The sequence below is a fragment of the Synechocystis sp. IPPAS B-1465 genome, from assembly GCF_003015225.1.
Classification (GTDB): domain Bacteria; phylum Cyanobacteriota; class Cyanobacteriia; order Cyanobacteriales; family Microcystaceae; genus Synechocystis.
On record NZ_CP028094.1, the window covers coordinates 3044792 to 3069470 of the forward strand.

A 24679-nucleotide genomic window follows, 5' to 3' on the forward strand; every position below is an offset into this window, starting at 1 on the left:
ATAACCATGTTTTGAGAGTCTCACAACTTTAGGGGTATGGTAAAAGGGACTATTGAGACATAAAAAGAGACGGGGTTGGGGAGTAGTCTCGGAAAGTGTACTTTCTAAGACCAACGGGCATAGTCATAGTGAGCAAGAATTTTTTGGTCTTTAGTCAGCAGTAAACTGTCAGTCAACGCAGACTGGGCTGTAATCAGACGGTCAAAAGGATCCCTTGTCCAGTCCAGTGTTAATGCTTGGTAAACAACTTGGTCGAAGTTCTTGGTACAGCTACATAAGCCAATATTATTCTCCAGAGTGGTGAGAATAGCTTCTGGCGATGCAGTAATTCTTTCAATCTCAAGAAGATATTTGAGCTCTAGTCGTACTATGGGAGAGAAGGTTAGGTCGTTACTGTTAATCAGTGATTTGGCCAGGGAAGAAAACTTTTCCGTTAAACCACAGTAGAGCCAAACAACAATGTGGGTGTCAAGGTAAATCGAGCTCAATCTCTCCCTCCCAATCAATGGTGACCAACTCTTCCGGGTCGCCAATGATAACCCCTGGACGATGTACTAAGTTCTTGAACTTATCCGGCTCCTCCACTGGCAGTATTCGTAGGCGTTTACCCCCCCGATTAATTTCCAGCGGTATGCCGGTTGCCAGCACCTCATCTAGCAGGTTGTAAAGATTACCCCTCAGCTCCGTTGGCGTAATTTGTTTCATCCTATTCTGTTCAATGTACGTTCAAAATTAGTCTAACGTACATCAAAGCAAGATACTTTCCCTCAAAAGTCTATTTTCGCCCAGCCGCAGTCATCAGATGTTGCCATATTTTGGTGAAATCTACTATAATTGAGTCAGTCCTCGGGGAGAGGATGTTTACCATCCAGGGAGTCTGGTATGCAAACTAAATATCAATACGGGATCTACATTGGTCGGTTCCAGCCTTTTCATCTCGGTCATTTACGCACCCTTAATCTTGCGCTAGAAAAGGCTGAGCAAGTCATTATCATTTTAGGTAGTCATCGGGTGGCCGCGGATACCCGCAACCCCTGGCGATCGCCAGAACGGATGGCGATGATTGAGGCTTGTTTAAGCCCCCAAATACTGAAAAGGGTGCATTTTTTGACGGTGCGGGATTGGCTTTACAGCGATAATTTGTGGTTGGCAGCGGTGCAGCAACAGGTTTTGAAAATTACTGGGGGTAGCAATTCCGTTGTTGTTTTGGGCCATCGCAAAGATGCTTCTTCCTATTACTTGAATTTGTTTCCCCAATGGGATTACTTGGAAACGGGCCATTATCCAGATTTCAGTTCTACCGCTATTCGTGGGGCTTATTTTGAGGGTAAGGAAGGGGATTATCTCGATAAAGTGCCCCCGGCGATCGCCGACTATTTACAAACTTTTCAAAAGAGTGAGCGGTACATTGCTCTTTGTGATGAGTATCAATTTTTGCAGGCTTATAAACAGGCCTGGGCCACGGCTCCCTATGCTCCGACTTTTATAACCACGGATGCCGTGGTGGTGCAAGCGGGTCATGTGCTGATGGTACGTCGTCAAGCCAAACCAGGTTTGGGACTAATTGCTTTACCCGGGGGTTTTATTAAGCAAAATGAAACTCTGGTGGAGGGAATGTTGCGGGAGTTGAAGGAGGAAACCCGTCTCAAGGTGCCTCTGCCGGTTTTGCGGGGTTCCATTGTGGACAGCCACGTTTTTGATGCCCCTGGGCGCTCCCTACGGGGAAGGACTATCACCCACGCGTACTTCATCCAATTGCCGGGGGGCGAATTGCCAGCCGTAAAAGGGGGCGATGATGCCCAAAAAGCTTGGTGGATGTCCTTAGCGGATCTCTATGCCCAGGAAGAACAAATTTACGAAGATCACTTCCAGATTATTCAGCATTTTGTCAGCAAAGTTTAGCCCCATCCTGTTGATTTAACTACCATGAATACTAATCTCATTCTGGATGTGGACTCCTATAAAGTGAGCCACTGGTTGCAGTATCCTCCTGACACAACGGCAATGTATTCCTATGTGGAAAGTCGTGGGGGAAGGTATCCTGTCACTGTCTTTTTTGGTCTCCAATACATTTTAAAGCGGTATCTGACTCAATCCATTGAACCCTGGATGGTGGAGGAAGCTAATCGCCTTTTGACAGCCCATGGCTTACCTTTCAACTATGGCGGTTGGCGATACATTGCGGAGGATTTGCAGGGTCGTTTACCTGTACGTATTAAGGCGGTTCCAGAGGGCTCGGTCATCCCGGTTCATAATGTTTTGATGACAGTGGAATCCACGGACCCAAAGGTTTTTTGGTTAGTTTCCTGGTTAGAAACTTTGTTGATGCGGGTTTGGTATCCCATTACGGTGGCAACCCAGAGTTGGCATTTAAAACAACGCATCTATCAATCCCTATGCCGTACTGCGGATGATCCTGATGGTGAAATCAATTTTAAACTCCACGATTTTGGGGCCCGGGGGGTTTCTAGTGGTGAATCGTCCGGCATTGGCGGACTGGCTCACTTAGTTAATTTCCAAGGTTCTGACACAGTAAAGGCCCTGGTGTATGGGCAGCAATATTACAACTGCCCCATGGCGGCCTATTCGATTCCCGCCGCAGAACATTCCACCATTACAGCTTGGGGAAGGGAAGGGGAAGTTTTGGCCTATGAAAATATGTTGACCCAGTTTGCCAAGCCAGGGTCGGTGTTGGCGGTGGTTTCCGATTCCTATGATCTCTGGAATGCCATTGACCATCTCTGGGGCGATCACCTAAGGGCACAGGTGCTTGATTCGGGGGCTACGGTGGTTATCCGTCCGGATTCAGGTGACCCGGTGGCCATTGTGGCCCAAACTTTGGAACGGTTGGAGGCTTGTTTTGGCAGCACCCTCAACAGTAAGGGCTTTCGAGTTCTAAATGCTGTGCGGGTTATCCAAGGGGATGGGGTTGATGAAGAGAGTATCAGCGCCATTCTAGAGAAGACTGAGAGCCTTGGCTTTAGTACTACTAATTTAGCTTTTGGTATGGGGGGAGCTTTGTTGCAAAAGGTGAATCGGGATACCCAAAAATTTGCCATGAAGTGCAGTGAGGTAACGGTGGAGGACAAGGCGATCCCTGTTTATAAAGACCCTGTTACTGATCCTGGTAAAACTAGCAAAAAGGGGCGATTATCCCTGGTTAAAACTGACTCTGGTTATGGCACTGTACCCACTTCTTCTGAGGATTTATTGCAGGTTGTCTATGAAAATGGACATTTACTGCAAGACCAATGCTTGGATGCTATTCGTCAACGAGCCTGGCCATTAATCAGGGTCAATGTTCCCGCAAGCTAGTGGGGATAAAGCAAAGCTAGATAAAGTTCTGTCTCGAGATGATAAGTACATAAGGAACTACTACAATGTTTAATTTAGCACTGAGGTACCTAAGTTTCAGGGATCCACCTTATCATTGGCGGTGAATTGTTGCTGTTGTATGAGCATAGTTCATTGATGATCGCTCCCTGAAACATCACAAAAAAGGTTTAGGGCAGTCTTAGTTTGTTGACTATCACTCTTAAAGCTCAACATCAATGGAATAAATACTGTAAAGTAAGCTACTTTTTATTTGTCTTTTTGGCAAAACGTTATGTTATCTTAACTTTTGTGGGGCAATGACTCTCCTACGCTGGCTGGTTTATCGGCTCTGTTGCATAGTGCCAATCTTCGCTGAATTCGATGATTACTGTGCATAGCAGCGTACTTATTACTTTTTTGGCAGTACTTTAGGAGTGTTCAGTCCTTCATGGTTGACTACAGGAAAGCCCGATTAAAATGGGAAGACTATTGGTTCAAGACCTTACACAGATGGCGGTCCTGCCCTTTAACCTGCCCGGTTGAGAAGCCTCATCATGGCCACATTTTTTGGAGTTGGTTCGGTAGTTTTTTGGCGATCTCTATCTGTGCTTACTTGACGGTAAAAACGAATTCCCCGCTTTTAATGGCTCCCTTTGGGGCCACTAGTGTTTTGATTTTTGGTGTTCCTGATAGCCCCTTAGCCCAACCCCGTAACGTCATCGGTGGCAATCTGTTAGCGGCATTGGTGAGTCTAACGGTTTTGCATTTTCTCGGTTCTTCACCCATGGCGATGGGGGCGGCAGTGTCGCTAGCCATCGGCATTATGCAATTTACTGGAACATTGCATCCTCCTTCAGGAGCCGTTGCTTTGGTGGTTATGATGACCAGACCAGACTGGAACTTTATCCTAACGCCAACCTTGGAAGGTTCAATACTTTTAGTGCTGTGTGCTGTAGTTTTCAATAATTTGGCGGAAGAAAGAACCTATCCTAAGCACTGGCTATAATTTTGTTTCGGTTGTGGGATTGTTGAGGCGATCATCGTACCTGTCCAGTGATCAACGGCCATCTCAGCTGGGTTCCCATGCAGGGATCCCAGCGGTGCGGCTTAGAGTTAAAGCTTTAGGAGTCAAGATGGGAGTGCCGTTCTTCAAAATTCCAGATTTGGTTAAGCGACATAATATTCAGGTTTTTTCTTCCAATTACTGTTTGTACGGCGACTTATCCCACAGGATAATGACCAGCCTGCAATTATTTAGCCCCGTCGTGGAAATTTATTCCATTGATGAAGCCTTTCTCGAACTGACCCCAAATCAAAGTAATACGAATTATGGGGAAGAAATTCAGCTTTGTCTTAATCCATCAGATTAACCAGTCAGTATTCCTATGTGATCACACTTTTGAAAATATTCAACAAGACAAAAGTAATACAAGCAAGTTAGAAGTATTTTTTCTTTCTTAGAATCTGTTTTTCTATCCTAACTCTTTTAAAGAGTATTGATTAACTGCTTTACTGCAAAAAAGATTACCCTATATCGGGCTTTTCTCAATAAAATCTTTATTTTTTGAGGTGCTTTTTAGCCATAAATAATCACTTTAGTATAAAATTTTGACGGCGTAAAGTTGATAAAATAGAATTAAGAATGGACTATCGGTACAGAAAAAATGGGTAACTGGATGGTGAATAAACTTCCCTTACCCAATGCACTCTCCACCGTTAAAGACCCCCTATGCTTAACGGTGATCACCTGGGCAATGGCGAGTCCCAACCCTGTCCCCCCCGTTTTGCGCGAACGATCTCGATTAACTCGGTAAAAACGCTCAAAAATGTGTTCCTGTTGGTCGGGGGCAATGCCGATGCCGGTATCTTGCACGGTGATGATAGCCATCTGTTCATGGGATGTCAGGGTAATATCAACACGTCCCCCAGCAGTTGTGTATTGAATGGCGTTGGCAATTAGGTTTGAGACCAGTCGATAGAGTTGGGATTCATTACCCCAGGCGTAAACTTCCCCTGAACTCAGATCACTGCTGAGATCAATGTGGGCGGCGATCGCTAATTCTAAAAACTCTTCGGTGAGGTCACTGACTAAATCATTTAAACAACAAAGCCGCCAATCTTCGGCGGTGGTTTCCTGCTCTAAGCGACTTAGTAGCAATAAATCCGTAATCAATTGGCTTAATCGCCTTCCCTGTCGTTCAACGGTATGTAGCATGGTGTTAATTTCTGGGGAATGGCTTGAGTCGATGCGTAATACCGCTTCCACCGTGGCCAACAGACTAGCCAATGGCGATCGTAATTCATGGGCTGCATTCGCGGTGAATTGTTGTTGTTGTTGGTAGGACTGGTAAATGGGACGCATGGCTAACCCCGCTAAGCCCCAACTGGAGAAGGCGACCAAACCCAGGGCAATGGGAAAACTAAGCCCTAAAATCCAAAGAATACGTTTATTTTCGGCATCAAAGGCTGCCAGGCTCCGGCCAATTTGTAGATAGCCCCAGGAAGATTTGTCTGTATTACCGGCGCTATGCAAAATGGTGGTGAATTGTCGATACCGATCGCCGGTTGGGGGGTGAATAGTCTGCCAAGTTTCCTGGTTAAAAATGGAGGATAGGGAAGCCGGTTGATTAGGCGAAAAAGCCAGCAGGTTGCCTTGATAATCAAATAAACGAATGTAATATAAACTGCGATCACTAATGCCCAACGTGTGACGTTCAATCAGGGTGGGGTTGACCTGGCAGGGTTGGTTGACCAAACACAGATCGGGCAACATTTTTTGTAATACTCCGGTGGGACTAGCATTACTCGGCAACATCGGCTCTAAACTGTCATGCAACGTCCCGGCGATCGACTCCACTTCTCGCTCCAACGCCATCCAGTTGGCCTGCACAATGGCACGATAAACCCCCAACCCCAACAGGGTAAGAATTCCCCCCATTACTAGGGCATACCAGAAAGCCAATTGCAGACGACTACGGGCAAAGAGGCGACGGGTATTCATGGCGATAGGGTGAACCGATAGCCTTGACCGGGAACTGTTTTAATTGGGCAAGGACAATTTTGTTGAGCTAGCTTGCGTCGTATCAAACGCATTTGGGCCGCCACCACATTACTCATGGGCTCCTCATCAAGATCCCACAGTTGTTGCCGGATCTTGCTACCGGAAATGATCCGCTCTGGGTTTTGCATCAGATATTGAAAAATTTGAAATTCTCTTACGGTTAAAGCAATTTCCTGTCTTTCTAGGTTTAGTGGCTCCGAGATAGTTACCGATAACAGATTATTACTGGGATCAAGGCTGAAGTTGCCCAAAGTTAAAATTTGCGGTTGGAATTGTGGCGATCGCCGTTGTAGTGCCCGCAGTCTTGCTAATAGCTCTGCCATCACAAACGGTTTTGTTAGATAGTCATCTGCCCCGGCATCTAGTCCTTCGACACGGTTTTCCGGTTCTCCTAACGCTGTTAACATCAACACCGGCAAGGAATTACCCTGGGTTCTCAGTTTTTGACAGAGTTCCAAACCCGATAATCCCGGCAGTAACCAATCCACAATGGCAAGGGTGTATTCCGTCCATTGATTTTCCAAATAATCCCAAGCTTGGGAGCCATCCGTCACCCAATCCACCACATACTTTTCACTAACTAGCACTTTCTTAATAGCCATTCCCAAATCCGTCTCATCTTCCACCAGCAAAATTCGCATCGCCTCTGCCTTTTTTATAACGGTCTGATCTTAGCGGGGGAAGGAGATTTTCACCTGAATTTCATACCCCCTTTGGCAGACTGGGAAAATCTTGGACAAATTCCCAATTTGAGGTGGTGTGATGAAAACAATTCAATTAGCAAGTTCCTTTCTGGCACTGGGTTTGACCCTAGGAACTCCCAATCTCGTAACAGCCCATGTGGGTCACGGTGACGAGTTTCAAGCCGAGGGAGGCATTAATCGGGTTGCCGTGAATGCAGAAACCGATTCCATGTTGGGCATTGTGGTGGAGCCGATCGCCTCTGCGCCAGATGGTAGTGCGGGGGTTTATATTCCGGCGACGGCGTTGGTAGATGGGGGGGATAAACAATTAGTGTTTGTGCAGTATGGAGAATTTTATGAGCCGGTGCCGGTGAAAACGGGGGCAACCCAGGGGGAATTGATTGAAATTACCGAAGGGTTATCGGTGGGGGAAAAATTAGTTACCCAGGGTTCTTTATCCCTTTATGCTGAATCCCGCAAAACCCCAACGGCAGAGACGGAGACCAAAGAACCAGTTGTGGCTGAGGCTGCTGAAAATACGGCTCCTGCGGAGACGACAAGTATGGCTCCCAATGAAACCCAAGCAAGTCCCCCCGTGGCGGCGGAACCAGGATTGCCCGTTTTACCGATCGCCTTGGGAGGACTAGGGGTCATTGGGGCCGGAATTTTGGGATTACGGGCGTTTAACTTGAGTCGCAAAGGCAAAAACTTTTTTGGCAAATAAATTTAACTTCCTGCTCTAGCCCTTGCCTTTATTGACCTATGTTAAATACGCTTCTCAATCAAATTCTCAAAACCTCGATCGCCCAACGGTGGTTCATTGTTATTGCGGCCATTGGCATCACCCTTTGGGGGATTATCAGCGTGGGCCAAATGCCCCTGGATGTGTTTCCTGAATTTGCGCCGCCCCAGGTGGATATTCACACCGAAGCTCCTGGTCTGGCACCGGAAGAAGTGGAAACCCAAATTACCGTTCCCATTGAAAGTGCGGTGAATGGTTTACCGGGGGTGACAACGGTGCGCTCTTCTTCTAAGGTGGGCCTCTCCATGGTCAGCGTGGTCTTTGACCAGGATGCAGATGTCTATAAAGCCCGTCAAACAGTGACGGAACGCTTGCAACAGGTAACTAATCAACTACCGGAAGGTAGTCATCCCCCGGAAATTTCGCCTCTGGTTTCTCCCTTGGGAACGATTGTGCAGTATGCCTTTACGATCAAGGATGGGGGCAGTTCCAACCTGATGGACTTACGACGATTATTAGAAACCACCGTCGGTAACCAGCTCCTTTCTGTACCAGGGGTGTCCCAAGTCACCCTCTACGGGGGGGATGAGCGCCAGGAACAGGTTTTAGTTGATCCAGCCAAACTGCGTGCTCTCAAGGTTTCCCTCAATGAAGTTACCCAAGCCAGTGCAGAAGCGAATTCCAATGCCCCAGGGGGTTTCTTGATTGGCGGTGGCCAAGAGCTATTAGTACGGGGTCTGGGTCAAATGCAGTCCATTGAAGACCTACGGCGATCGGTGGTGAAAGTGGTGGACGGCAAACCAATTCTGTTGGAGGACGTTGCTGAAGTTAAAACCGGCAGTGCCCTGAAGCGGGGGGATGGGAGCTTTAACGGTCAACCGGCGATCGTCATGATGGTCAATAAACAGCCCGATGTGGATACGCCCACAGTGACTAAAGCAGTAGAAGCAGTGGTTGAATCTCTAAAACCCACGTTTCCTGCCGATGTACAAATTGCCCAAACCTTTCGTCAAGCTAACTTTATTGATTCCGCCATTCGCAACGTCAGCACTTCCCTCTTAGAAGGGATTGTCATCGTTTCGGTGATTATGCTGATTTTTTTAATGAACTGGCGCACGGCGGCGATTACCCTAACAGCGATTCCCCTCTCCCTGCTAATTGGTTTGATGTTCATGAAAGCCTGGGGATTGGGCATTAATACCATGACCCTAGGGGGGCTAGTGGTGGCGATCGGCTCCGTGGTAGATGACTCCATTGTGGATATGGAAAATTGCTATCGGGGACTACGCACTAACCAGGCCGAGGGCAATCCCAAACATCCTTTGCGGGTAGTTTATGAAACCTCGGTGGAAGTCCGATTAGCAGTGATTTTTTCCACGGTGATCATCGTGGTGGTTTTCGCGCCCATTTTCAGCTTAACGGGGGTAGAAGGGCGTATTTTTGCCCCCATGGGTTTAGCCTATCTACTCTGTATCGGTGCTTCCACCCTAGTGGCCATGACCGTTTCCCCGGCTTTGTGTGGGATTCTCTTGGCTAACCAACGACTGCCCCAGGAAGGCACCTTTGTTTCCCGCTGGGCAGAGCGGTTATATCGTCCGTTGTTAAATTTTTCCCTCCGCGCTCCCCAAGTGATTTTGAGCATAGCCCTGATCGCTGTGATTGCCTCAGTCTCTTTGGTTCCTAGTCTAGGACGGGTTTTTCTACCAGAGTTTCGAGAAAAATCCATGGTCAATTCCATGGTTCTTTTTCCAGGGGTTTCCCTCGACATGACCAATCGAGCGGGGATGGCCCTGTTTAATAACCTCAAGGATAATCCCCTCTATGAATGGGTACAAATTCGGGCGGGTCGTGCGCCGGGGGATGCCGATGGAGCTGGGGTCAGCATGGCCCACGTTGATGTGGAATTGAGCGATGAAGCCCTCAAAGATCGGGAAGCTAGTGTTAAAGAATTACGGAAAGCCTTCAACCAATTGCCGGGGGTAGCTTCTAATATGGGGGGCTTTATTTCCCATCGGATGGATGAGGTGTTATCAGGGGTCAGGAGTGCGATCGCCGTAAAAATCTTTGGCCCTGACTTAAAGGAACTACGGGCCATCGGAGAGCAGGTACAGGAAGCGATGAAAACTGTGCCAGGAATTGTTGACCTGCAACTCGAACCCCAACTTCCTATCCGCCAAGTGCAAATTCACTATGACCGTGCCGCCGCTGCCCAGTATGGGTTAAGGATGGCTGACATTTCTGCTGTTGTTGAAACTGCTTTAAATGGCCGGATTGTTTCCCAGGTTCCTGAAGATCAACAGTTAGTGAATGTGGTGGTGATGCTACCGGAAACTGAGCGGAATAGTCTTGATGCCATGGGGGCAATCCCCATTAGTACGCCCACCGGTCAAATGATTACCCTAGGGGACGTGGCTAAAATAGACTACGGCATGGGAGCCAATGTGGTTAACCGCGAAGACGTTTCCCGTTTAATTGTGGTTTCCGCCAACGTCGCTGAGCGGGATTTGGGAAGCGTGGTGGAAGATGTCCAGGCTCAAATTAAGGAGAAAGTACAACTTCCCCAGGGCTATTTCATCGAATACGGCGGGCAATTTGAGTCCGAACAACGGGCAACCAATAGCTTACTGTTGTTTAGCTTCGTCGCCGCTTTAGTGATTGGGATATTGATGTTCTTTTCGGTGAAATCCCTCCCCGCTACCATCGCCATTATGATTAACCTCCCCTTAGCCCTAATTGGGGGGTTGTTATCCGTTGTTTTCACTGGCGGTGTCATTTCTATTGCCTCCCTAGTCGGTTTTATTACCCTGTTTGGGGTGGCTGTACGGAACGGACTATTACTGGTGGATAACTACAACCAGAAATTCGCCCAGGGAATGAAACTAAAAGAAACAATCTTTAAGGGGTCTATGGAACGGGTCAATGCCATTTTAATGACCGCTTTGACCTCAGCTTTAGGGATGTTACCGTTGGCAACGGCCAGCAGTGCCGGGAACGAAATTCTCCAACCCCTGGCGATCGTTGTTCTTGGTGGACTGTGTACTTCTACGGCTTTAACCTTATTGGTATTACCCGCTTTGTATGCCAAATTTGGTAAATGGTTAATGCCCAAACAGCCTACCAATGGAGACCACATTGCTCCTTTTGTGCGTAACGATAGGGTCAGCACTCAAAAATCGCATTTTTAAACGTGAATTATTATCTCTTCTGGCTGTATTAACAACGGTGGGAGAGATTTTTTTACCACATTTTTTCTGGTTAATTTCCATGACCATTACCCAAAACACAACTCGCCACTATCATCATCGTCGAAGGTCTCAACAATCATCTTGGTCACGCCATTTTTTTCTGGCCACTTTATTATTTACTCTTTGCTTGGCAGCTTTTATTAGAAAGTCTCCTGAAACTGAAAACATCAATTCCTTTTTTGGCCATTTACCATCCCTAGCCATGGAAGGAGGAGATCCTTACATTAGAGCTTTAATGCGGACAATTTCAGCCAGTGAATCTAATGCTAAAAATCCCTACGTTTTACTCTATGGCGGTCAACATACCCATGATTTAAGTCGCCATCCCAATGCTTGTATTGCCATCAAAACAGATGTTAACCAAGGGCATTGCTCCACAGCGGCAGGACGTTATCAATTTTTGACTAAGACTTGGCAGGAAAAAGCGGCTTTGTATCACCCTCAACGTCATTTGGGAAAATCACACTATAACTTTGAGCCTGAATTTCAGGATTTAGTAACCTATCGATGGTTGACCGATAAACACCACTGGGGCATGGACTTTTCCACCCAATTACAACAGGGAAATATCGAACAAGTGTTGAAAAAACTTTCTGGCACTTGGACAAGTTTGGGTTACGGCATTGAAGACAATAGAATGACCGCTTCTTTACCCAAAATTTATCAAAAACTATTAGCAGAAGAACTTGACCAAGCTAATTAATATTCGATTCAGTACCAAGTACTATTGCGGGGACAGGACGTTTCTCAAGGCCCTCATCAATATCCCCCCTGGGGGCATAGAATAGAGATCAATTTTCTACCCCAAACCCCCACAATGGGCAAACTACCGCCTATCTTTCACTGCTTGCGGAACCGTCTATTTGCTCAGCTATACCTAGCCCAAGCCATTAGTTTGCTGGGGGATGCCCTGACCTGGGTAGGATTAGCACTTTTAGCTTTTGAATTGGCGGGTCAAGGGGCGGGGTTGATCCTGGCAGGGGCCTTAACCTTAAGGGTAACGGTGTTTGTCTTGCTGTCTCCCATTGCGGGGGCGATCGCCGACCGTTATGATCGCAAGCAAATGATGGTGATTACCCATCTGGCACGGCTGGGGATTGTCTGTTTATTTCCTGGGGTGACCCAGGCCTGGCAAATCTACGGGCTGGTTCTGGGGCTGAATGTGTTTAACGCCTTTTTTACTCCGACCTATACCGCAACCATTCCCCTGGTGACGAAGGAGGATGAATATCCCCAGGCGATCGCCTTATCCAGTGCCACTTATCAACTTTTGGGGGTTTTGGGGCCAGGGTTGGCTGGGAGTCTTGCCGCTTGGGTGGGAACAAAAACAATCTTTTGGGGGGATGCTTTAACTTTTTTGATGGCCGCTGGTTTAATTTTTACCTTGCCAGGAAAACTGTTAGCTAATTCAACCGCCCAGCCTGTCCGTAACTTGGCCCAAATTCGACGGGACATCGGCACAGGAACCCAATGTCTTTTCGGCGATCGCCTGATTCGTTATGCTCTAGCGATGCAGTTGGTGGTGTCCTTGGCCGGGGCAGGGATTTTAGTGAATACGGTGGGCTATGTCCAAGGCATTTTAAACCTGGGTAAGCTGGAGTATGGTTGGCTAATGGCGGCGTTTGGGTTGGGAGCGACGGTGGCTTCCCTCGGTTTGGGCAACACTCAGCAACAGAGAAAACGAATCTATTTAACGACAATTGGGGCTGTAGTAATGAGTCTTGCGATTCTACCCGTCTCGATGGTCAATCTTCAGGGATTATTGCTCCTGTGGGCTGGGGCTGGTATCGGCCAAACCTTGGTTAATGTCCCCACCCAAACCCTGATTGCCGACCGCGTAGCCAAAGAGCTTCAAGGCCGAGTGTATGGTGCCAATTTTGCCTGGAGTCATCTCTGGTGGGCGTTTTCCTATCCTCTGGCGGGATGGTTAGGCAGTCACTTTGCTCAAAATAGTTTTTTCTATCTGGGGATTTTAGCCCTCAGCTTATTTGCCCTGTTTTATCTGTTACGACCCTCCACTCCGATGGAACCAGGATTTTGGCACGAACATTCCCATCACCATGACTCCGAGCATAGTCATTTTCATCCTGCGACAACTGTGCTGAATTTTAGCCACAATCATCTTCATTTCCATTTTTATAAGGCGAGTCCTTAAACTACCCGCTTAAAAACCATGCGTCCAAAACTTTCACCATCCTTTCCCTATCAACCTTTACTGCACTAAAGACAAGTGAGATAGCAGTGGCAATCTGGCTTTGCAATCAATGTTTCCACTAAAGCGTTTAGCGTTACTGCGGCTAGAAGTCCTCCACCGAGGCTCCCCTGAATGGTGATATGGGGAATGGGACTGGTCATCAGTCGTCGTTTTGCCCCCGGAGCATGACTAAAACCGATCGGCATTCCGATCACAAGAGCCGGCTGAATATGTTGTTGCTCTATCAGCTTACAGGCAGTGAGTAAAACAGAAGGGGCATAGCCGATCGCCAGCACACATCCTTGGGGAATCTGTTGTAACCGCTGTTGCCAATGGTCATGGTGCCAAAAAGCTTGCTCGGCTTCCCTAAGCCCTGTGATGTGAGGGTCGTCAATCAGCGTTTTAACCGTACATCCTAAATGAGCTAACCGAGTTTGATCAAGAGCCGCAGCCACAACCGGAACATCGGTGACGACTGGACACCCTGCTTTCAGTGCATCTCGTGCCGAGGCGATCGCTCCCTGACTCAATCGAACGGCGTTTACCAAGCTAACATCACCACAGGCCAGCACTAATTGATGTAGTAAGTGAATGGTAATTTCAGAGTAAGCCGATAAATCCGGTAGCAGGTGTTTGAGGGATTCCTGAAAGGCTTCTGGATGAGTTGTTGTCTCCGCATCTAGGTTCGTCCACAACTGATCGAGTTTTCCTAACCCCTCCTGGACATCCACATCAAGCTGTTTCAGTTGGGCCAGAGCTTCCGCTTGGGTAATCTGGCAACTCTGGTCGCGTCCCAGTAATCCTTCTAAAGCAGATGCGGTTTGGCGGAGTCGAGTAATCTGCTGAATCACAGCCTGATATTGCTGTTGCAACTGCACCATTAGGGTGGGATCAAGGCTCTCTTCAGAATGGCTATCCAGCAGTTGCCGAATATGAGACAACTGAAAGCCCTGCTGTTTGAGGGCAATGACTCGTTGGAGCCGTTGTACGTCCTGCTGAGTATAAAGGCGGTAGTTGCCCTCTGAGCGTTGAACGGGGGGAAGCAATCCCAGGGTGTGGTAATGGCGCACCATGCGAGGCGTAACGCCACCTCCCACTGCATCTGTGAGTTCTTTAATCGTTAAGTGATTAGTCTTCATCCCTTTAGTTTACTCAAAACCTTGACATTGACACTAATGTTAAGGTTTAGGCTGAGAAGGTAAAAATCCAAGTTAAAAAGCATGGTTGTAACTCCCCCTTCTTCTGCCTTTCGATTTTCTAACCTTTTCAAAGATCATCCCGATGCAGTGGCGGCGATCGCCTGTGGCGGGCTGGTCTTTCTGGGCTGGCAGATGCTTAACTTGGGCTGGTTGGGAATTGCCTTTTTTGTCCTAACAGCGGCCTATGTGATTGGTGGATTTGACAATGCCCGTGAGGGATTAACAACCCTCTTTGAAGAAAAAGAATTTGATGTCGATCTGCTGATGATTGTGGCCGCCTTGGGGGCCGCCGGGTTGGGACTTTGGCGACGGGAATATACCCTCATTGTGGATGGGGCAGTTCTGATTCTTATTTTTGCCATCAGTGGGGCATTGGAAGGATACGCGATGCAACGGACGGAGCGGAGTATCCAGGGATTGATGAGCTTAACCGCTGATGTAGCAAGAGTGTTGCGGAACGGACAGGAGCAAACCATTCCCATTTCAGAACTGAAGATGGGGGATCAAGTCTTGGTGAAACCGGGAGAGTTGGTGCCAACGGATGGCTTGGTCATTGAAGGGTTTAGCACCCTGAACCAGGCTTCCATCACGGGGGAATCTATGCCAGTGGAAAAGGCGATCGGCGATGAGGTGTTTGCCGGCACGATCAATGGCAATGGGGTACTGCGGCTCAAAATCCATCAACCCCCGGAAAGTAGCTTGATTCAGCGTGTGATTCGTTTGGTTCAGCAAGCCCAAACCGAAGCTCCCCCGTCGCAACAGTTTATTGAACGATTTGAGTGCGGTTATGCCAAGGTAATTGTGATCGCCGGACTCTTGCTCGGTACGTTGCCGCCTTTTTTGCTGGGCTGGAGTTGGGAAGAGACGATCTACCGTGCCTTAATTTTTCTCGTGGTGGCTTCTCCCTGTGCGCTAATGGCATCAATTATGCCGGCCTTACTTTCTGGTATTGCCAATGGAGCGCGTCAAGGCATTTTATTCAAAAACGGGGCGCAGTTGGAGCGGATTGGACGAGTACGGGTGATTGCTTTTGATAAAACTGGAACATTGACCACTGGAAAACCTGAAGTTGTGAACATTCTCGCCACTCAGCCATCCACCGACAAACTTCTGCAAATCGCGGCGGCCCTGGAAAGTTTATCGGAACATCCCATCGGAGAGGCGATCGCCGACTTCACCCGTCAACAGAACCAAGCCTGGGCAACAGCCAGGAACGTTCAAGCGCAGGCGGGACAGGGCATTATCGGAGACATTGAGGGCCAACAGGCGATAGTTGGTAAAGCCGTGTTTGTTCAGGCCCAGGTCAATCATGTTGCTACAAACCTGATAGAGCAAAGTCAGCAGTGGGAAGCTGAAGGTAAAACCGTCGTCTGGGTTGCCTACGCTGGAGAGATTTTAGGTCTCATTGCCGTGGCAGATACTGTACGACCCACCGCCGCCCAGGCGATCGCCCGATTAAAACGATTAGGAATTGAGCGAATTGTCATGCTAACTGGGGATAACTCACGTACCGCCCACAGCATTGCTCAACAGGTGGGAGTCAATCAGGTTTATGCAGAACTTTTGCCCGAAGATAAAGTGGATGTGATTCGCCAACTCCAGAAGCAGTATCAATCCGTCGCCATGGTGGGAGACGGCATCAATGATGCACCCGCCTTAGCTCAGGCATCTGTTGGTATTGCGATGGGGGCCGCTGGTAGTGATGTGGCCTTAGAAACCGCAGATATTGTCTTAATGGCGGATCGTTTGGAGCGGTTAGAACACGCCATTCGTTTGGGTCGTCGCGCTCAAGGAGTGGTCAAACAAAACATTGTGTTTGCCCTTGGTTTTGTGATGATTCTGTTGATTGCAAACTTTGCGGGTAATATCACGCTGCCCTTTGGGGTTTTGGGGCATGAAGGCTCGACGGTAATCGTAACGTTGAGTGGATTGCGGTTACTAAGAGGGTAATTAATTAATGATGGAATTAAGAACCTGTTTATAAAGTCTGATTCTGCCCCCTAAATCCCCCAATACTGGGGGACTTTGACTTAGTTTCCCCCCAAACTTGGTGGGCCAGGGGGGCTTTTCAAACACGCTCTAAGCCCTGTTAGCATACATCATCACTAATACACCAACCAAGGCGATCGCCGCTCCAAGCCAGTCCAGGCGATCGACTACCACATTGTCTACTTGCCATCCCCAGATAATGGAGAGGATGATGAAAATTCCGCCATAGGCGGCATAGGCTCGCCCAAAGTTGGCAGGTTGAAGCGTTGCTACAAATCCATATACGGTGAGTAAAATTGCTCTAACTAATGCCAACCAAACACTTTTACCTTCCCGTATCCATAACCAAACTAAGTATCCGCCCCCAATTTCACACAAACCCGCCATGACAAAATAAAGCAGTGATCGCAGAATCATCGTCCATCTCCTTAATCCGATTCCTGCAAATGGTCTGCAACTTCCCGATACAAATTCATCACATGATTATCCGCCAAGCTGTAGTAAACATTACGGCCGACCCGGCGATACTTTACCAGGCGCTGCGATCGTAAAATTCGTAATTGATGGGAAACTGCCGATTCACTCACTTTCATCGCCGCTGCTAAATCACAGACACAGAGTTCTTGGCGGGCCAATGCCGACATTAAACGCAACCGACTCGGATCAGCTAGTGCACTGAAAAACTCCGCCATTTGCTGGGCCTGGTCCAATGACATCACCTCTGGTTGAACCTGTCGTACCTGCTCAAGATGAACAAGAGGTTGATCACAAAGGGGCATCTCTTCGTTCTGGCAGGATTGTGACTTTGACAACGAGGACTTACTCATAGAGGTTGGCGTTAGGAGCTAGGGAAAAATTTAAACTGGATTTAGAAAATGATTTTCATCCTAACATCTTTAATATCTGAGCATATCTTCAGGTGTTTCAAGATTTGTGCTACGGTTCAAGGAGGTTTTTCTTTAAATCACGTTGGCCGCCATGACCCAATCTTCACCGCTCAAAACTCAGCAAATGCAAGTCGGCGGCATGGACTGCACTAGTTGCAAGTTAAAAATTGAAGGTAGCTTGGAAAGATTGAAGGGAGTAGCAGAGGCCTCTGTCACGGTGGCCACGGGACGATTAACTGTTACCTATGATCCCAAGCAGGTCAGTGAAATAACCATTCAAGAACGGATCGCCGCCCTGGGTTACACCCTTGCAGAGCCAAAATCATCTGTAACGCTTAATGGTCATAAACATCCCCACTCCCATAGGGAAGAAGGCCATAGCCATAGTCATGGTGCTGGTGAATTTAATCTGAAACAAGAACTACTGCCCGTCCTGACGGCGATCGCCCTCTTTACCATTGCTATTTTGTTCGAGCAACCGTTACACAACACGCCAGGTCAGATTGCTGAATTTGCAGTGATTATTCCTGCCTATCTCTTGAGTGGTTGGACAGTGCTCAAAACAGCGGGACGCAATATTCTCAGAGGGCAGATTTTTGATGAAAACTTTTTAATGACGATCGCCACCTTGGGGGCCTTGGCAATTCATCAACTCCCCGAAGCCGTGGCCGTGATGTTGTTCTTTCGAGTGGGAGAGCTATTTCAAGAATACTCCGTTGGGCGATCGCGCCGTTCCATCAAAGCTTTACTGGAAGCACGTCCCGATACCGCGAACTTGAAGCGCAATGGTACAGTGCAACAAGTTTCCCCCGAAACGGTACAGGTTGATGACTTAATTTTGGTAAAGCCGGGTGAAAAAGTGCCCCTGGATGGCGAGATTTTAGGGGGAACTTCACAGGTAGATACTTCAGCACTGACTGGCGAATCGGTGCCCGGCACAGTTAAGCCTGGAGATACCATTCTTGCAGGCATGATCAACCAATCGGGTGTGTTGACAATTCGAGTCACCAAACTATTTAGTGAATCTTCGATCGCCAAAGTGCTCGATCTGGTTGAAAATGCGTCTAGCAAAAAGGCATCCACCGAGAAATTCATCACCCAATTTGCCCGCTACTACACTCCCGTTATCGTCTTTCTTTCGTTAGCCGTTGCCCTGTTACCACCTCTGTTCATCCCTGGGGCGGATCGAGCCGATTGGGTTTATCGTGCCTTGGTTCTGTTGGTGATTTCCTGTCCCTGTGGATTGGTGATCAGCATTCCGCTCGGCTATTTTGGTGGCATTGGGGGAGCCGCCAAACATGGGATTTTGATCAAGGGATCTACCTTTTTAGACTCCCTCACGGCCGTTAAAACCGTTGTGTTTGATAAAACTGGAACCTTAACCAAAGGCACATTTAAGGTTACTCAGGTCGTTACCAAAAATGGATTTTCTGAATCAGAATTGTTAACCCTAGCCGCAAAAGCCGAATCCCATTCCACTCATCCCATTGCCCTATCGATCCGCGAAGCTTATGCCCAGTCGATCGCTGACTCTGAAGTGGCCGACTACGAAGAAATTGCTGGGCATGGCATTCGAGCCGTTGTGCAAAATCAAGTCGTCATTGCGGGCAATGATCGCCTTTTGCATCGAGAAAAAATCGATCATGATACCTGTGACGTAGCCGGTACAGTGGTTCATCTCGCCGTAGATGGGCGCTATGGGGGCTATATTCTGATTGCCGACGAAATTAAGGAAGATGCGGTTCAAGCGATTCGAGACCTAAAACGCATGGGAGTTGAAAAGACCGTGATGCTGACCGGGGATAGTGAAATAGTAGCTCAATCCGTTGCCCAGCAAATTGGTTTAGATGCCTTTGTTGCTGAATTATTGCCAGAAGAAAAAGTCGATGAAATTGAGCAACTGCTAGATCCTTCAGGTAAAGCAAAACTGGCATTTGTAGGAGATGGTATTAATGATGCCCCCGTGATTGCCCGAGCCGATGTCGGTATAGCCATGGGGGGATTGGGCTCCGATGCTGCCATTGAAACAGCGGACGTGGTGTTGATGACCGATGCGCCCTCGAAGGTGGCCGAAGCGATTCATGTGGCCCGCAAAACTCGTCAAATTGTTGTACAGAACATTGTCCTAGCCCTAGGGATTAAAGCACTTTTTATCGCCCTGGGCACCATTGGCTTGGCAACCCTCTGGGAGGCGGTGTTTGCGGATGTGGGAGTAGCACTGTTAGCGATTTTGAATGCTACTCGGATTGCTAAGTAAAGTGCATTGACAGTATCCATACCCTGTTAGGTGAGATTTTTGGTACACTCTCGGGACTGTTGGTATGGTGGCGGACATATTGATAAGCGAATGGTGAATAAACTTCCCTGACCCAATTCACTCTCTACAGTCAAAACACCTTGATGCTTAACGGCGATCGCCTGGGCAATGGCAAGGCCTAATCCTGCCCCTCCCCGTTGTCGAGACCGGGCCGTGTCCACCCGATAAAAACGGTCAAAAACCCGGCTTTGATTCTCCGAAGCAATGCCAATGCCCGTATCTTGGACTTTGATGATGGCTTGCTGTTTATCGGTCTCAAGCATGACGGTTACCTCGCCCCCCGTTGGGGTGTAGTGAATGGCATTACTGATTAAATTACCCACCAAACGATAAAGCTGTTCTTCTTCTCCCCTGACCCAGATATTTGCTTGATTGTCTAACTTCGCAGATAACAATACCCCAGCGGCGATCGCCAAACTGGCAAATTCTTCGGTTAAATCTTCAACTAAATCATTGAGACAACAAAGGGTAAACTGGGTCGGATTAACTGTTGTTAAATCCATGCGGGAGAGGAGTAATAAATCATGGATTAAATGGCTGAGACGATAATTTTGTCGTTTTAAGGTTTGCAAGGTGCTATGGGTTTCTTCAGCATTAGGTTCTGCATTTAATGTCGTTTCCAACGTTGCCTGAATCGCCGTAATCGGTGTACGTAATTCGTGGGCAATATCAGCGGTGAACTGCTGGATTTGTTGGTAGGAACGATAAACCGGCTCCATGGCTAAGCCTGCTAACCACCAACTAGCACCACCGACCACAATCATCACAATGGGTAAACCCCAAACTAAAAAGCCTTGGATCGTGTGCAAATGATGGTCATATTCCACCAAGGAGCGCCCCACCTTTAAATAGCCCCAAGGTTCACCAGTGGTGGTTTTTAACAGCAAAGAAACTTGGTGATAGCGGTTCCCTTTTTGATCCGTTAATGGTTTTTGACGGGTGGTTTCCCGCTCAAAGGCTAAGCCTGGGGGATTTTCCCCTGCCGTTGCTAATAATTGACCGTTTAAGTCCAAAAACCGGACATAATAGCCCGGCTGTTGGGTTGCGTTGAGAATATGCCTCCGTTGAGGCGACCTAGGGCAAGCTACTGTACCTAAGCAAAGATTAGGCAAAATTTGTTTAACTGAGGGCTCTAACTGCCCTGGTTGTTGTAATAGTGGTTCCAATCCATCATGGAGAGTCCCCGCTAGGGAAGTAAGCTCTTGATCCAGCGATCGCCAATGATCCTGGGAAGTCATTTCATAGACCGCTAGGCCACAAAGACCCAAAATTAGCCCCATGACCCCAGCGTAATAACTGGCTAAACGCCAACGGGATAGATTGAATAATCTATTGTTCTGCATGGGTTGGATGGGGCTGAAAACGATACCCTAAGCCATACACGGTTTCAATGAGATTGCCATGGCTATACTCCTCTAATTTTCGCCGGAGCAAACGCACCTGGGCCGCTACGACATTACTGGTAGATTCCGCCGACAGCGCCCACAGTTGATTTTTAATCTGTTCACTACTAAGAATTTGCTGGGGATGTTTCATGAAGTATTCCAAAAGCTGGAACTCCTTGGCTGTGAGGGTAATTCTTGCTTGCTCTGGGGTTACTACCGCAAAAGTTCCATAATCCAACCACCATTGCCCCACCTGTAACTGCTGGGGTTGCAATTCTGGCGATCGCCGTTGCAAAGAACGTAAACGAGCTAATAGTTCCGCCATGCCAAAGGGCTTGATTAAATAATCATCGGCCCCTGCATCTAAACCCTCAACCCGATCTGCAATTTGATCCTTCGCTGTCAGCATTAGAATCGGTAAAGAACTCCTTTGGCCCCGGAGTTTTTGACACAATTCCAACCCTGATAACCCCGGCACCATCCAATCAAAAATAGCCAGGGTATAGTTCACCCAGCCCTGGTCTAAATAGCTCCAGGCTAGGTTGCCGTCCTGCACCCAATCAACTACGTAATTTTCGCGACGGAGAGCTTTTTCCAGCGCCATTCCTAGATCAGGCTCATCCTCCACCAGCAACAGTCTCATGCTTCCTCACTGACCATACCAGTTTTGATACCATTGCTTCATTTGCTTAATTTCCGCACTTTGGGAGCGGATAATGTCATCCATCAATTTATCCATCTCCGGCCGTTCCGTATTGGTTTTTAAATTGCTAGCCATCATCACTGCCATTTGATGGTGGGGAATCATCTGACGAATAAATTCCCGGTCAAAGTTTTGGGCGGTGGCCAAAGCCTCTAAATCCATCGCCATCATGCCGTGACCTTGGTGCATTCCCATCATTCCCTGGCTCGACAAAGCAGGCACTGGTCGTTTAAACCATTGCTGATACCAGGTTTTCATTTCTTTAATTTCCCTTTCCTGGTCTCGGATAATATTCCGTGCCAACTTTTTGAGTTCAGGATGTTCGGCTTTTTGTAGAGCCATCTCCGCCATATCAATGGCATCTTGATGGTGGGGAATCATCATTTCGATAAAACTTTGGTCTGTCCATTGCATGTGCATGCCTTGTTGGGCCATCATCTGCGGTGGAGATTGATTGCGATAAACCGCTGTTACCCCAGCCGCTGAACCACTGAGGAGTAGTCCTGCCAACCCATATATCCAGAATTGATTACCCACGGGAATGCTTACCTCCTATTCCTTCTCTAATTCCAGTCTGGCAAAGCAAAATGAAATCAGGATGAAATTTAGAGCTCATTTATAAAGTCTTGTAATGGATAGCAAGTAGGAGAAGAAAAAAAGGAAAACTAAGAGTAAGAGCAGAAGGAGACAAAGAGCATGAAAAGTCGACAGCCTATGAAACAGACCTGAGCGATGCAGAATGGGCAATAGTTGAATCAATGATTCCTCCCGCAAAGCCCGGAGGACACCCACGAACCACAGATATGCGAGCGGTTTGTAATGGTATTTACTACCAACTAAAAACGGGTTGTCAATGGGCAATGTTACCCCATGACTTTCCTCCTAGTAGCACGGTCTATAGCTATTACCGTAAATGGCAACGTCATGGCGTGTGGGAAAGGCTCAATCTAAGGCTGCTGGAGCAATGCCGCCTCCAGAGTGGCAAGAGCCTTCAACCTAGCGTAATAGCGGCAGATAGCCAATCGGTAAAAACCACCGAAAAAAGGGGGAAGTCTACGGTTTTGACGGAGGTAAGAAGGTGAAAGGACGAAAGTGTCACCTAATCGTCGATAGTCTGGGCTTAGTCTTAAAAGTGATAGTGACCGAAGCAAATGCAAGTGAACGCATCGTCACAGCTTATGCTCTGATGAGTTTGCTTGAAGAAGGAACTCAACTCCTCGAGTCTGTCAAGAGCATGTTAGTAGACCAGGGTTATCGAGGTGATACCTTTGGGTTAGCCATCTGGCTCTTAATTCAAGCCAAAGTCCAGGTGATTAGTCGTTCAGGGAAGTCTTTTGAGATCTTACCAAAAATATGGATTGTCGAGAGGACGTTCGGTTGGCTGAACTGGTATCGTCGTTTGAGTAAGGATTATGAGCATCTACCAGAAATGAGCGAAGCGGCTATTTATGCCGTGATGACTCCCATTATGTTGCGTCGTCTTTCTGCTACTTCTACCACTTTATAAATGGGCTCTTAGGGCACTTTTCATCAAGCCCATTTCCCTTGCCACTTGGCTTATGGGCTTTCCAGATTGTTCTACTATTTTTACTGCTTCTGATTTTTGCTCCTTTGTAAATTGTCGTCTTGTTTTTTCGTCATTTGAACATTCTCCTTGATTTTCGACTCTTTGAATGTGTCCATTTTTTCAGTCATGGTCAATATTTTGGATAGTGACTTTGGGATCGGGATTGTGACTAAAACACTCTGCTTTTGTTTCAATTTTTTTGAGTTGGGCGATCGCCATCGAGCAGGGTCTGCCATAGACTTGCCGTACCCGTTCACTGGCAAGGGTTAAAGATTTCTGTGATCGCTGCACAAAATCTGCCAATTCGTAGGTTTGACCAGACTGAAAATATTGATTGACCACTGTGGAGGGTGAATAAAACTGATCCTCTGAACCATCGGGCCAAACGATGTCAAATGTAACTTCGGGCATTGTTTATGAATCTCCGGTAAAGCCAGTGAGGGGGTTTTGCTGCAAATCCCAAAATAGTTGGGACTCTGAACCTAGTTTAAGGGTGAGATTATGACCCGGTTGTATCGTGGCGATCGCCTCTGCTATTAAACCTTCAGCCTGAAAACAAGCCTTGACCGTTTTGACGAACTGAGGACGCACGCTCAGCAAAAAACCATAACTCGGAAAACTAAGTAGCCATTGCCTAAAATCTAGACCCGCCGGACAGGAAATGGCATCAAGGTCGAGGATTGCGCCACATTTTGATGTTTCTAAAAGCATTAATGCTGTACCAATAATGCCGCCCATACTGACATCTTTCCCCGCATCACATAGCTTGTTTTCGGCCAGGTAGGGTAAAAGATCCCAGTGTTTTTGCAAAGTTTCTGTTTCTGCCATCGTTGCTGCATCCCAGCAATAGGGCGCATTGGGTCGCGGTTTGCCTTGAAAATTGCTTACAAGAATCAGGCGATCGCCTACCTGGGCATCAAAGCTGGTGATTAAAGACTTTGCCCGACCTAAAATCGCCACTCCCAAGGCATCATAACCACTGTGGGTATTGGTATGGCCGCCCACAATGGGCACATTAAATCGAGCCGAAGCGGCTTGCATCCCTGCCCAAATTTGCTGAGCTTGGTCAGAAGACTTACTCCATAGGGCATCCACCACGGCGATCGGCCTGCCCCCCATGGCATAAATATCACTGACATTGACCAAAACACTGCACCACCCTGCAAACCAAGGATCTTGGGTAATTAAACTGGGAGCCATCCCCTCAGCCGCAAGGAGTAGATAGCCATTCTCGTCTGGAATTGCAGCGCAATCATCACCTAATCGAATCGCCTCACCATCCCCGATCAATCGCTGTTGACCTTGACGGGATGCCAATTGAATATCCTGCTTGTGCAAAATGCCAAGGGTTTGCTGTAGTTCAATAATTAAGTCAGTTAACATAACCGAGAT

24 protein-coding genes are annotated in these 24679 nt (G+C 47.7%); 11 read left to right on the plus strand and 13 right to left on the minus strand.

What is annotated here, in order from left to right:
* Window positions 1–104: 104 nt before the first annotated feature.
* Both C7I86_RS14305 and C7I86_RS14310 read right to left on the minus strand, forming a co-directional pair.
* On the minus strand, window positions 105–488 hold the full coding sequence (locus C7I86_RS14305; RefSeq protein ID WP_020862006.1) for a type II toxin-antitoxin system VapC family toxin: 384 nt from the start codon (window positions 486–488) through the stop codon (window positions 105–107).
* A complete protein-coding gene (locus C7I86_RS14310) occupies window positions 469–705 on the minus strand; it encodes a type II toxin-antitoxin system Phd/YefM family antitoxin (protein WP_020862005.1) in 237 nt (78 codons plus the stop codon). The genes C7I86_RS14305 and C7I86_RS14310 overlap by 20 nt, the downstream gene beginning before the upstream one ends.
* A gap of 177 nt (window positions 706–882) precedes the next feature.
* Between C7I86_RS14310 and C7I86_RS14315 the strand changes: the two genes are divergently transcribed.
* The 4 genes from C7I86_RS14315 to C7I86_RS14330 all read left to right on the plus strand — a co-directional run bounded on the left by C7I86_RS14315 (window position 883) and on the right by C7I86_RS14330 (window position 4685).
* Window positions 883–1902 carry a bifunctional nicotinamide-nucleotide adenylyltransferase/Nudix hydroxylase gene (locus tag C7I86_RS14315; protein ID WP_010873920.1) on the plus strand — a complete coding sequence of 340 codons (1020 nt, stop codon included), beginning with the start codon at window positions 883–885 and terminating at the stop codon, window positions 1900–1902.
* A 24-nt stretch (window positions 1903–1926) separates the two neighbouring features.
* Complete coding sequence (locus C7I86_RS14320) at window positions 1927–3315, plus strand: nicotinate phosphoribosyltransferase (protein WP_010873921.1); 1389 nt, start codon at window positions 1927–1929, stop codon at window positions 3313–3315.
* A 643-nt stretch (window positions 3316–3958) separates the two neighbouring features.
* Entirely contained in the window at window positions 3959–4321 is a 363-nt protein-coding gene (locus tag C7I86_RS14325) for an HPP family protein (RefSeq protein WP_223211299.1), read from the plus strand.
* A gap of 127 nt (window positions 4322–4448) precedes the next feature.
* Window positions 4449–4685, plus strand: coding sequence for a UmuC protein (locus C7I86_RS14330; protein ID WP_020862003.1), 237 nt, complete (start codon window positions 4449–4451; stop codon window positions 4683–4685).
* A gap of 266 nt (window positions 4686–4951) precedes the next feature.
* On the opposite strand, the gene rppB (C7I86_RS14335) is transcribed toward C7I86_RS14330, so the two are convergent.
* Window positions 4952–6316 (minus strand): two-component system sensor histidine kinase RppB, encoded by a 1365-nt coding sequence (rppB, locus tag C7I86_RS14335; protein WP_010873924.1) that lies wholly within the window; start codon window positions 6314–6316, stop codon window positions 4952–4954.
* On the minus strand, window positions 6313–7017 hold the full coding sequence (rppA, locus tag C7I86_RS14340) for a two-component system response regulator RppA (RefSeq protein ID WP_010873925.1): 705 nt from the start codon (window positions 7015–7017) through the stop codon (window positions 6313–6315). Before rppA (C7I86_RS14340) ends, rppB (C7I86_RS14335) begins: the two co-directional genes overlap by 4 nt.
* Window positions 7018–7135: 118 nt before the next feature.
* Between rppA (C7I86_RS14340) and C7I86_RS14345 the strand changes: the two genes are divergently transcribed.
* The 4 genes from C7I86_RS14345 (at window position 7136) to C7I86_RS14360 (ending at window position 13201) form a co-directional block, all read left to right on the plus strand.
* Window positions 7136–7783, plus strand: a complete 648-nt coding sequence (locus C7I86_RS14345) for an efflux RND transporter periplasmic adaptor subunit (RefSeq protein WP_010873926.1) — start codon at window positions 7136–7138, stop codon at window positions 7781–7783.
* A gap of 38 nt (window positions 7784–7821) precedes the next feature.
* Entirely contained in the window at window positions 7822–10986 is a 3165-nt protein-coding gene (locus C7I86_RS14350) for a CusA/CzcA family heavy metal efflux RND transporter (protein ID WP_010873927.1), read from the plus strand.
* Window positions 10987–11065: 79 nt separating this feature from the next.
* A complete protein-coding gene (locus tag C7I86_RS14355; protein WP_223211300.1) occupies window positions 11066–11749 on the plus strand; it encodes a glycoside hydrolase family protein in 684 nt (227 codons plus the stop codon).
* Between the two features lie 114 nt (window positions 11750–11863).
* Window positions 11864–13201: an MFS transporter gene (locus C7I86_RS14360; RefSeq protein WP_010873929.1), complete on the plus strand. Its 1338-nt coding sequence runs from the start codon at window positions 11864–11866 to the stop codon at window positions 13199–13201.
* A 65-nt stretch (window positions 13202–13266) separates the two neighbouring features.
* On the opposite strand, the gene C7I86_RS14365 is transcribed toward C7I86_RS14360, so the two are convergent.
* Window positions 13267–14379: a precorrin-8X methylmutase gene (locus C7I86_RS14365; protein WP_010873930.1), complete on the minus strand. Its 1113-nt coding sequence runs from the start codon at window positions 14377–14379 to the stop codon at window positions 13267–13269.
* A gap of 81 nt (window positions 14380–14460) precedes the next feature.
* On the opposite strand from C7I86_RS14365, the gene C7I86_RS14370 reads away from it, so the two are divergent.
* The gene (locus C7I86_RS14370; protein ID WP_010873931.1) at window positions 14461–16389 is read left to right on the plus strand and encodes a heavy metal translocating P-type ATPase; all 1929 of its coding nucleotides are present in this window, start codon (window positions 14461–14463) and stop codon (window positions 16387–16389) included.
* Window positions 16390–16518: 129 nt separating this feature from the next.
* On the opposite strand, the gene C7I86_RS14375 is transcribed toward C7I86_RS14370, so the two are convergent.
* Window positions 16519–16845 carry a YnfA family protein gene (locus C7I86_RS14375; protein WP_010873932.1) on the minus strand — a complete coding sequence of 109 codons (327 nt, stop codon included), beginning with the start codon at window positions 16843–16845 and terminating at the stop codon, window positions 16519–16521.
* 11 nt (window positions 16846–16856) lie between these two features.
* The gene (gene ziaR, locus C7I86_RS14380; protein WP_010873933.1) at window positions 16857–17255 is read right to left on the minus strand and encodes a Zn(II)-sensing metalloregulatory transcriptional repressor ZiaR; all 399 of its coding nucleotides are present in this window, start codon (window positions 17253–17255) and stop codon (window positions 16857–16859) included.
* 151 nt (window positions 17256–17406) lie between these two features.
* On the opposite strand from ziaR, the gene C7I86_RS14385 reads away from it, so the two are divergent.
* Window positions 17407–19572, plus strand: coding sequence for a heavy metal translocating P-type ATPase (locus C7I86_RS14385; RefSeq protein ID WP_010873934.1), 2166 nt, complete (start codon window positions 17407–17409; stop codon window positions 19570–19572).
* Window positions 19573–19598: 26 nt separating this feature from the next.
* Here the strand turns inward: C7I86_RS14385 and rppB (C7I86_RS14390) are convergent, their stop codons facing one another.
* Genes rppB (C7I86_RS14390) through C7I86_RS14400 form a run of 3 tightly spaced genes read right to left on the minus strand, consistent with a single transcriptional unit; the run spans window position 19599 to window position 22257 of the window.
* Window positions 19599–20975: a two-component system sensor histidine kinase RppB gene (rppB, locus tag C7I86_RS14390; protein WP_010873935.1), complete on the minus strand. Its 1377-nt coding sequence runs from the start codon at window positions 20973–20975 to the stop codon at window positions 19599–19601.
* On the minus strand, window positions 20962–21660 hold the full coding sequence (gene rppA / locus C7I86_RS14395; RefSeq protein ID WP_010873936.1) for a two-component system response regulator RppA: 699 nt from the start codon (window positions 21658–21660) through the stop codon (window positions 20962–20964). The genes rppB (C7I86_RS14390) and rppA (C7I86_RS14395) overlap by 14 nt, the downstream gene beginning before the upstream one ends.
* Before the next feature lie 6 nt (window positions 21661–21666).
* Window positions 21667–22257, minus strand: coding sequence for a DUF305 domain-containing protein (locus C7I86_RS14400; RefSeq protein WP_010873937.1), 591 nt, complete (start codon window positions 22255–22257; stop codon window positions 21667–21669).
* Window positions 22258–22478: 221 nt separating this feature from the next.
* Here C7I86_RS14400 and C7I86_RS14405 point away from each other — a divergent pair.
* Window positions 22479–23227, plus strand: a protein-coding gene (locus C7I86_RS14405; protein ID WP_230401101.1) for an IS5 family transposase whose coding sequence is annotated in 2 segments (ribosomal slippage) — window positions 22479–22758 and window positions 22758–23227 — 750 coding nt in all. Because the reading frame shifts where the segments join, the coding sequence is not laid out codon by codon here.
* Here the strand turns inward: C7I86_RS14405 and C7I86_RS19540 are convergent.
* The 3 genes from C7I86_RS19540 to C7I86_RS14420 are packed head-to-tail and all read right to left on the minus strand — an operon-like array spanning window position 23222 to window position 24670.
* Window positions 23222–23395 (minus strand): transposase, encoded by a 174-nt coding sequence (locus tag C7I86_RS19540; RefSeq protein ID WP_080504064.1) that lies wholly within the window; start codon window positions 23393–23395, stop codon window positions 23222–23224. The two genes, C7I86_RS14405 and C7I86_RS19540, sit on opposite strands and share 6 nt — an antisense overlap.
* A 12-nt stretch (window positions 23396–23407) precedes the next feature.
* Entirely contained in the window at window positions 23408–23698 is a 291-nt protein-coding gene (locus C7I86_RS14415; RefSeq protein WP_010873940.1) for an MSMEG_0570 family nitrogen starvation response protein, read from the minus strand.
* Window positions 23699–23701: 3 nt separating this feature from the next.
* On the minus strand, window positions 23702–24670 hold the full coding sequence (locus C7I86_RS14420) for a sll0787 family AIR synthase-like protein (protein WP_010873941.1): 969 nt from the start codon (window positions 24668–24670) through the stop codon (window positions 23702–23704).
* Between the last annotated feature and the right edge of the window lie 9 nt (window positions 24671–24679).

What these genes read in the sequence shown, in the direction of transcription:
- C7I86_RS14330 (WP_020862003.1), top strand. Translation starts at nt 4,449, where the DNA reads ATGGGAGTGCCGTTCTTCAAAATTCCAGATTTGGTTAAGCGACATAAT.
- C7I86_RS14320 (WP_010873921.1), top strand. Translation starts at nt 1,927, where the DNA reads ATGAATACTAATCTCATTCTGGATGTGGACTCCTATAAAGTGAGCCAC.
- C7I86_RS14415 (WP_010873940.1), bottom strand. Translation starts at nt 23,698, where the DNA reads ATGCCCGAAGTTACATTTGACATCGTTTGGCCCGATGGTTCAGAGGAT.
- ziaR (WP_010873933.1), bottom strand. Translation starts at nt 17,255, where the DNA reads ATGAGTAAGTCCTCGTTGTCAAAGTCACAATCCTGCCAGAACGAAGAG.
- C7I86_RS14325 (WP_223211299.1), top strand. Translation starts at nt 3,959, where the DNA reads ATGGCTCCCTTTGGGGCCACTAGTGTTTTGATTTTTGGTGTTCCTGAT.
- rppA (WP_010873936.1), bottom strand. Translation starts at nt 21,660, where the DNA reads ATGAGACTGTTGCTGGTGGAGGATGAGCCTGATCTAGGAATGGCGCTG.
- C7I86_RS14355 (WP_223211300.1), top strand. Translation starts at nt 11,066, where the DNA reads ATGACCATTACCCAAAACACAACTCGCCACTATCATCATCGTCGAAGG.
- C7I86_RS14310 (WP_020862005.1), bottom strand. Translation starts at nt 705, where the DNA reads ATGAAACAAATTACGCCAACGGAGCTGAGGGGTAATCTTTACAACCTG.
- rppB (WP_010873924.1), bottom strand. Translation starts at nt 6,316, where the DNA reads ATGAATACCCGTCGCCTCTTTGCCCGTAGTCGTCTGCAATTGGCTTTC.
- C7I86_RS14350 (WP_010873927.1), top strand. Translation starts at nt 7,822, where the DNA reads ATGTTAAATACGCTTCTCAATCAAATTCTCAAAACCTCGATCGCCCAA.
- C7I86_RS14420 (WP_010873941.1), bottom strand. Translation starts at nt 24,670, where the DNA reads ATGTTAACTGACTTAATTATTGAACTACAGCAAACCCTTGGCATTTTG.
- rppB (WP_010873935.1), bottom strand. Translation starts at nt 20,975, where the DNA reads ATGCAGAACAATAGATTATTCAATCTATCCCGTTGGCGTTTAGCCAGT.
- C7I86_RS14360 (WP_010873929.1), top strand. Translation starts at nt 11,864, where the DNA reads ATGGGCAAACTACCGCCTATCTTTCACTGCTTGCGGAACCGTCTATTT.
- C7I86_RS14365 (WP_010873930.1), bottom strand. Translation starts at nt 14,379, where the DNA reads ATGAAGACTAATCACTTAACGATTAAAGAACTCACAGATGCAGTGGGA.
- C7I86_RS14315 (WP_010873920.1), top strand. Translation starts at nt 883, where the DNA reads ATGCAAACTAAATATCAATACGGGATCTACATTGGTCGGTTCCAGCCT.
- rppA (WP_010873925.1), bottom strand. Translation starts at nt 7,017, where the DNA reads ATGCGAATTTTGCTGGTGGAAGATGAGACGGATTTGGGAATGGCTATT.
- C7I86_RS14385 (WP_010873934.1), top strand. Translation starts at nt 17,407, where the DNA reads ATGACCCAATCTTCACCGCTCAAAACTCAGCAAATGCAAGTCGGCGGC.
- C7I86_RS14375 (WP_010873932.1), bottom strand. Translation starts at nt 16,845, where the DNA reads ATGATTCTGCGATCACTGCTTTATTTTGTCATGGCGGGTTTGTGTGAA.
- C7I86_RS14370 (WP_010873931.1), top strand. Translation starts at nt 14,461, where the DNA reads ATGGTTGTAACTCCCCCTTCTTCTGCCTTTCGATTTTCTAACCTTTTC.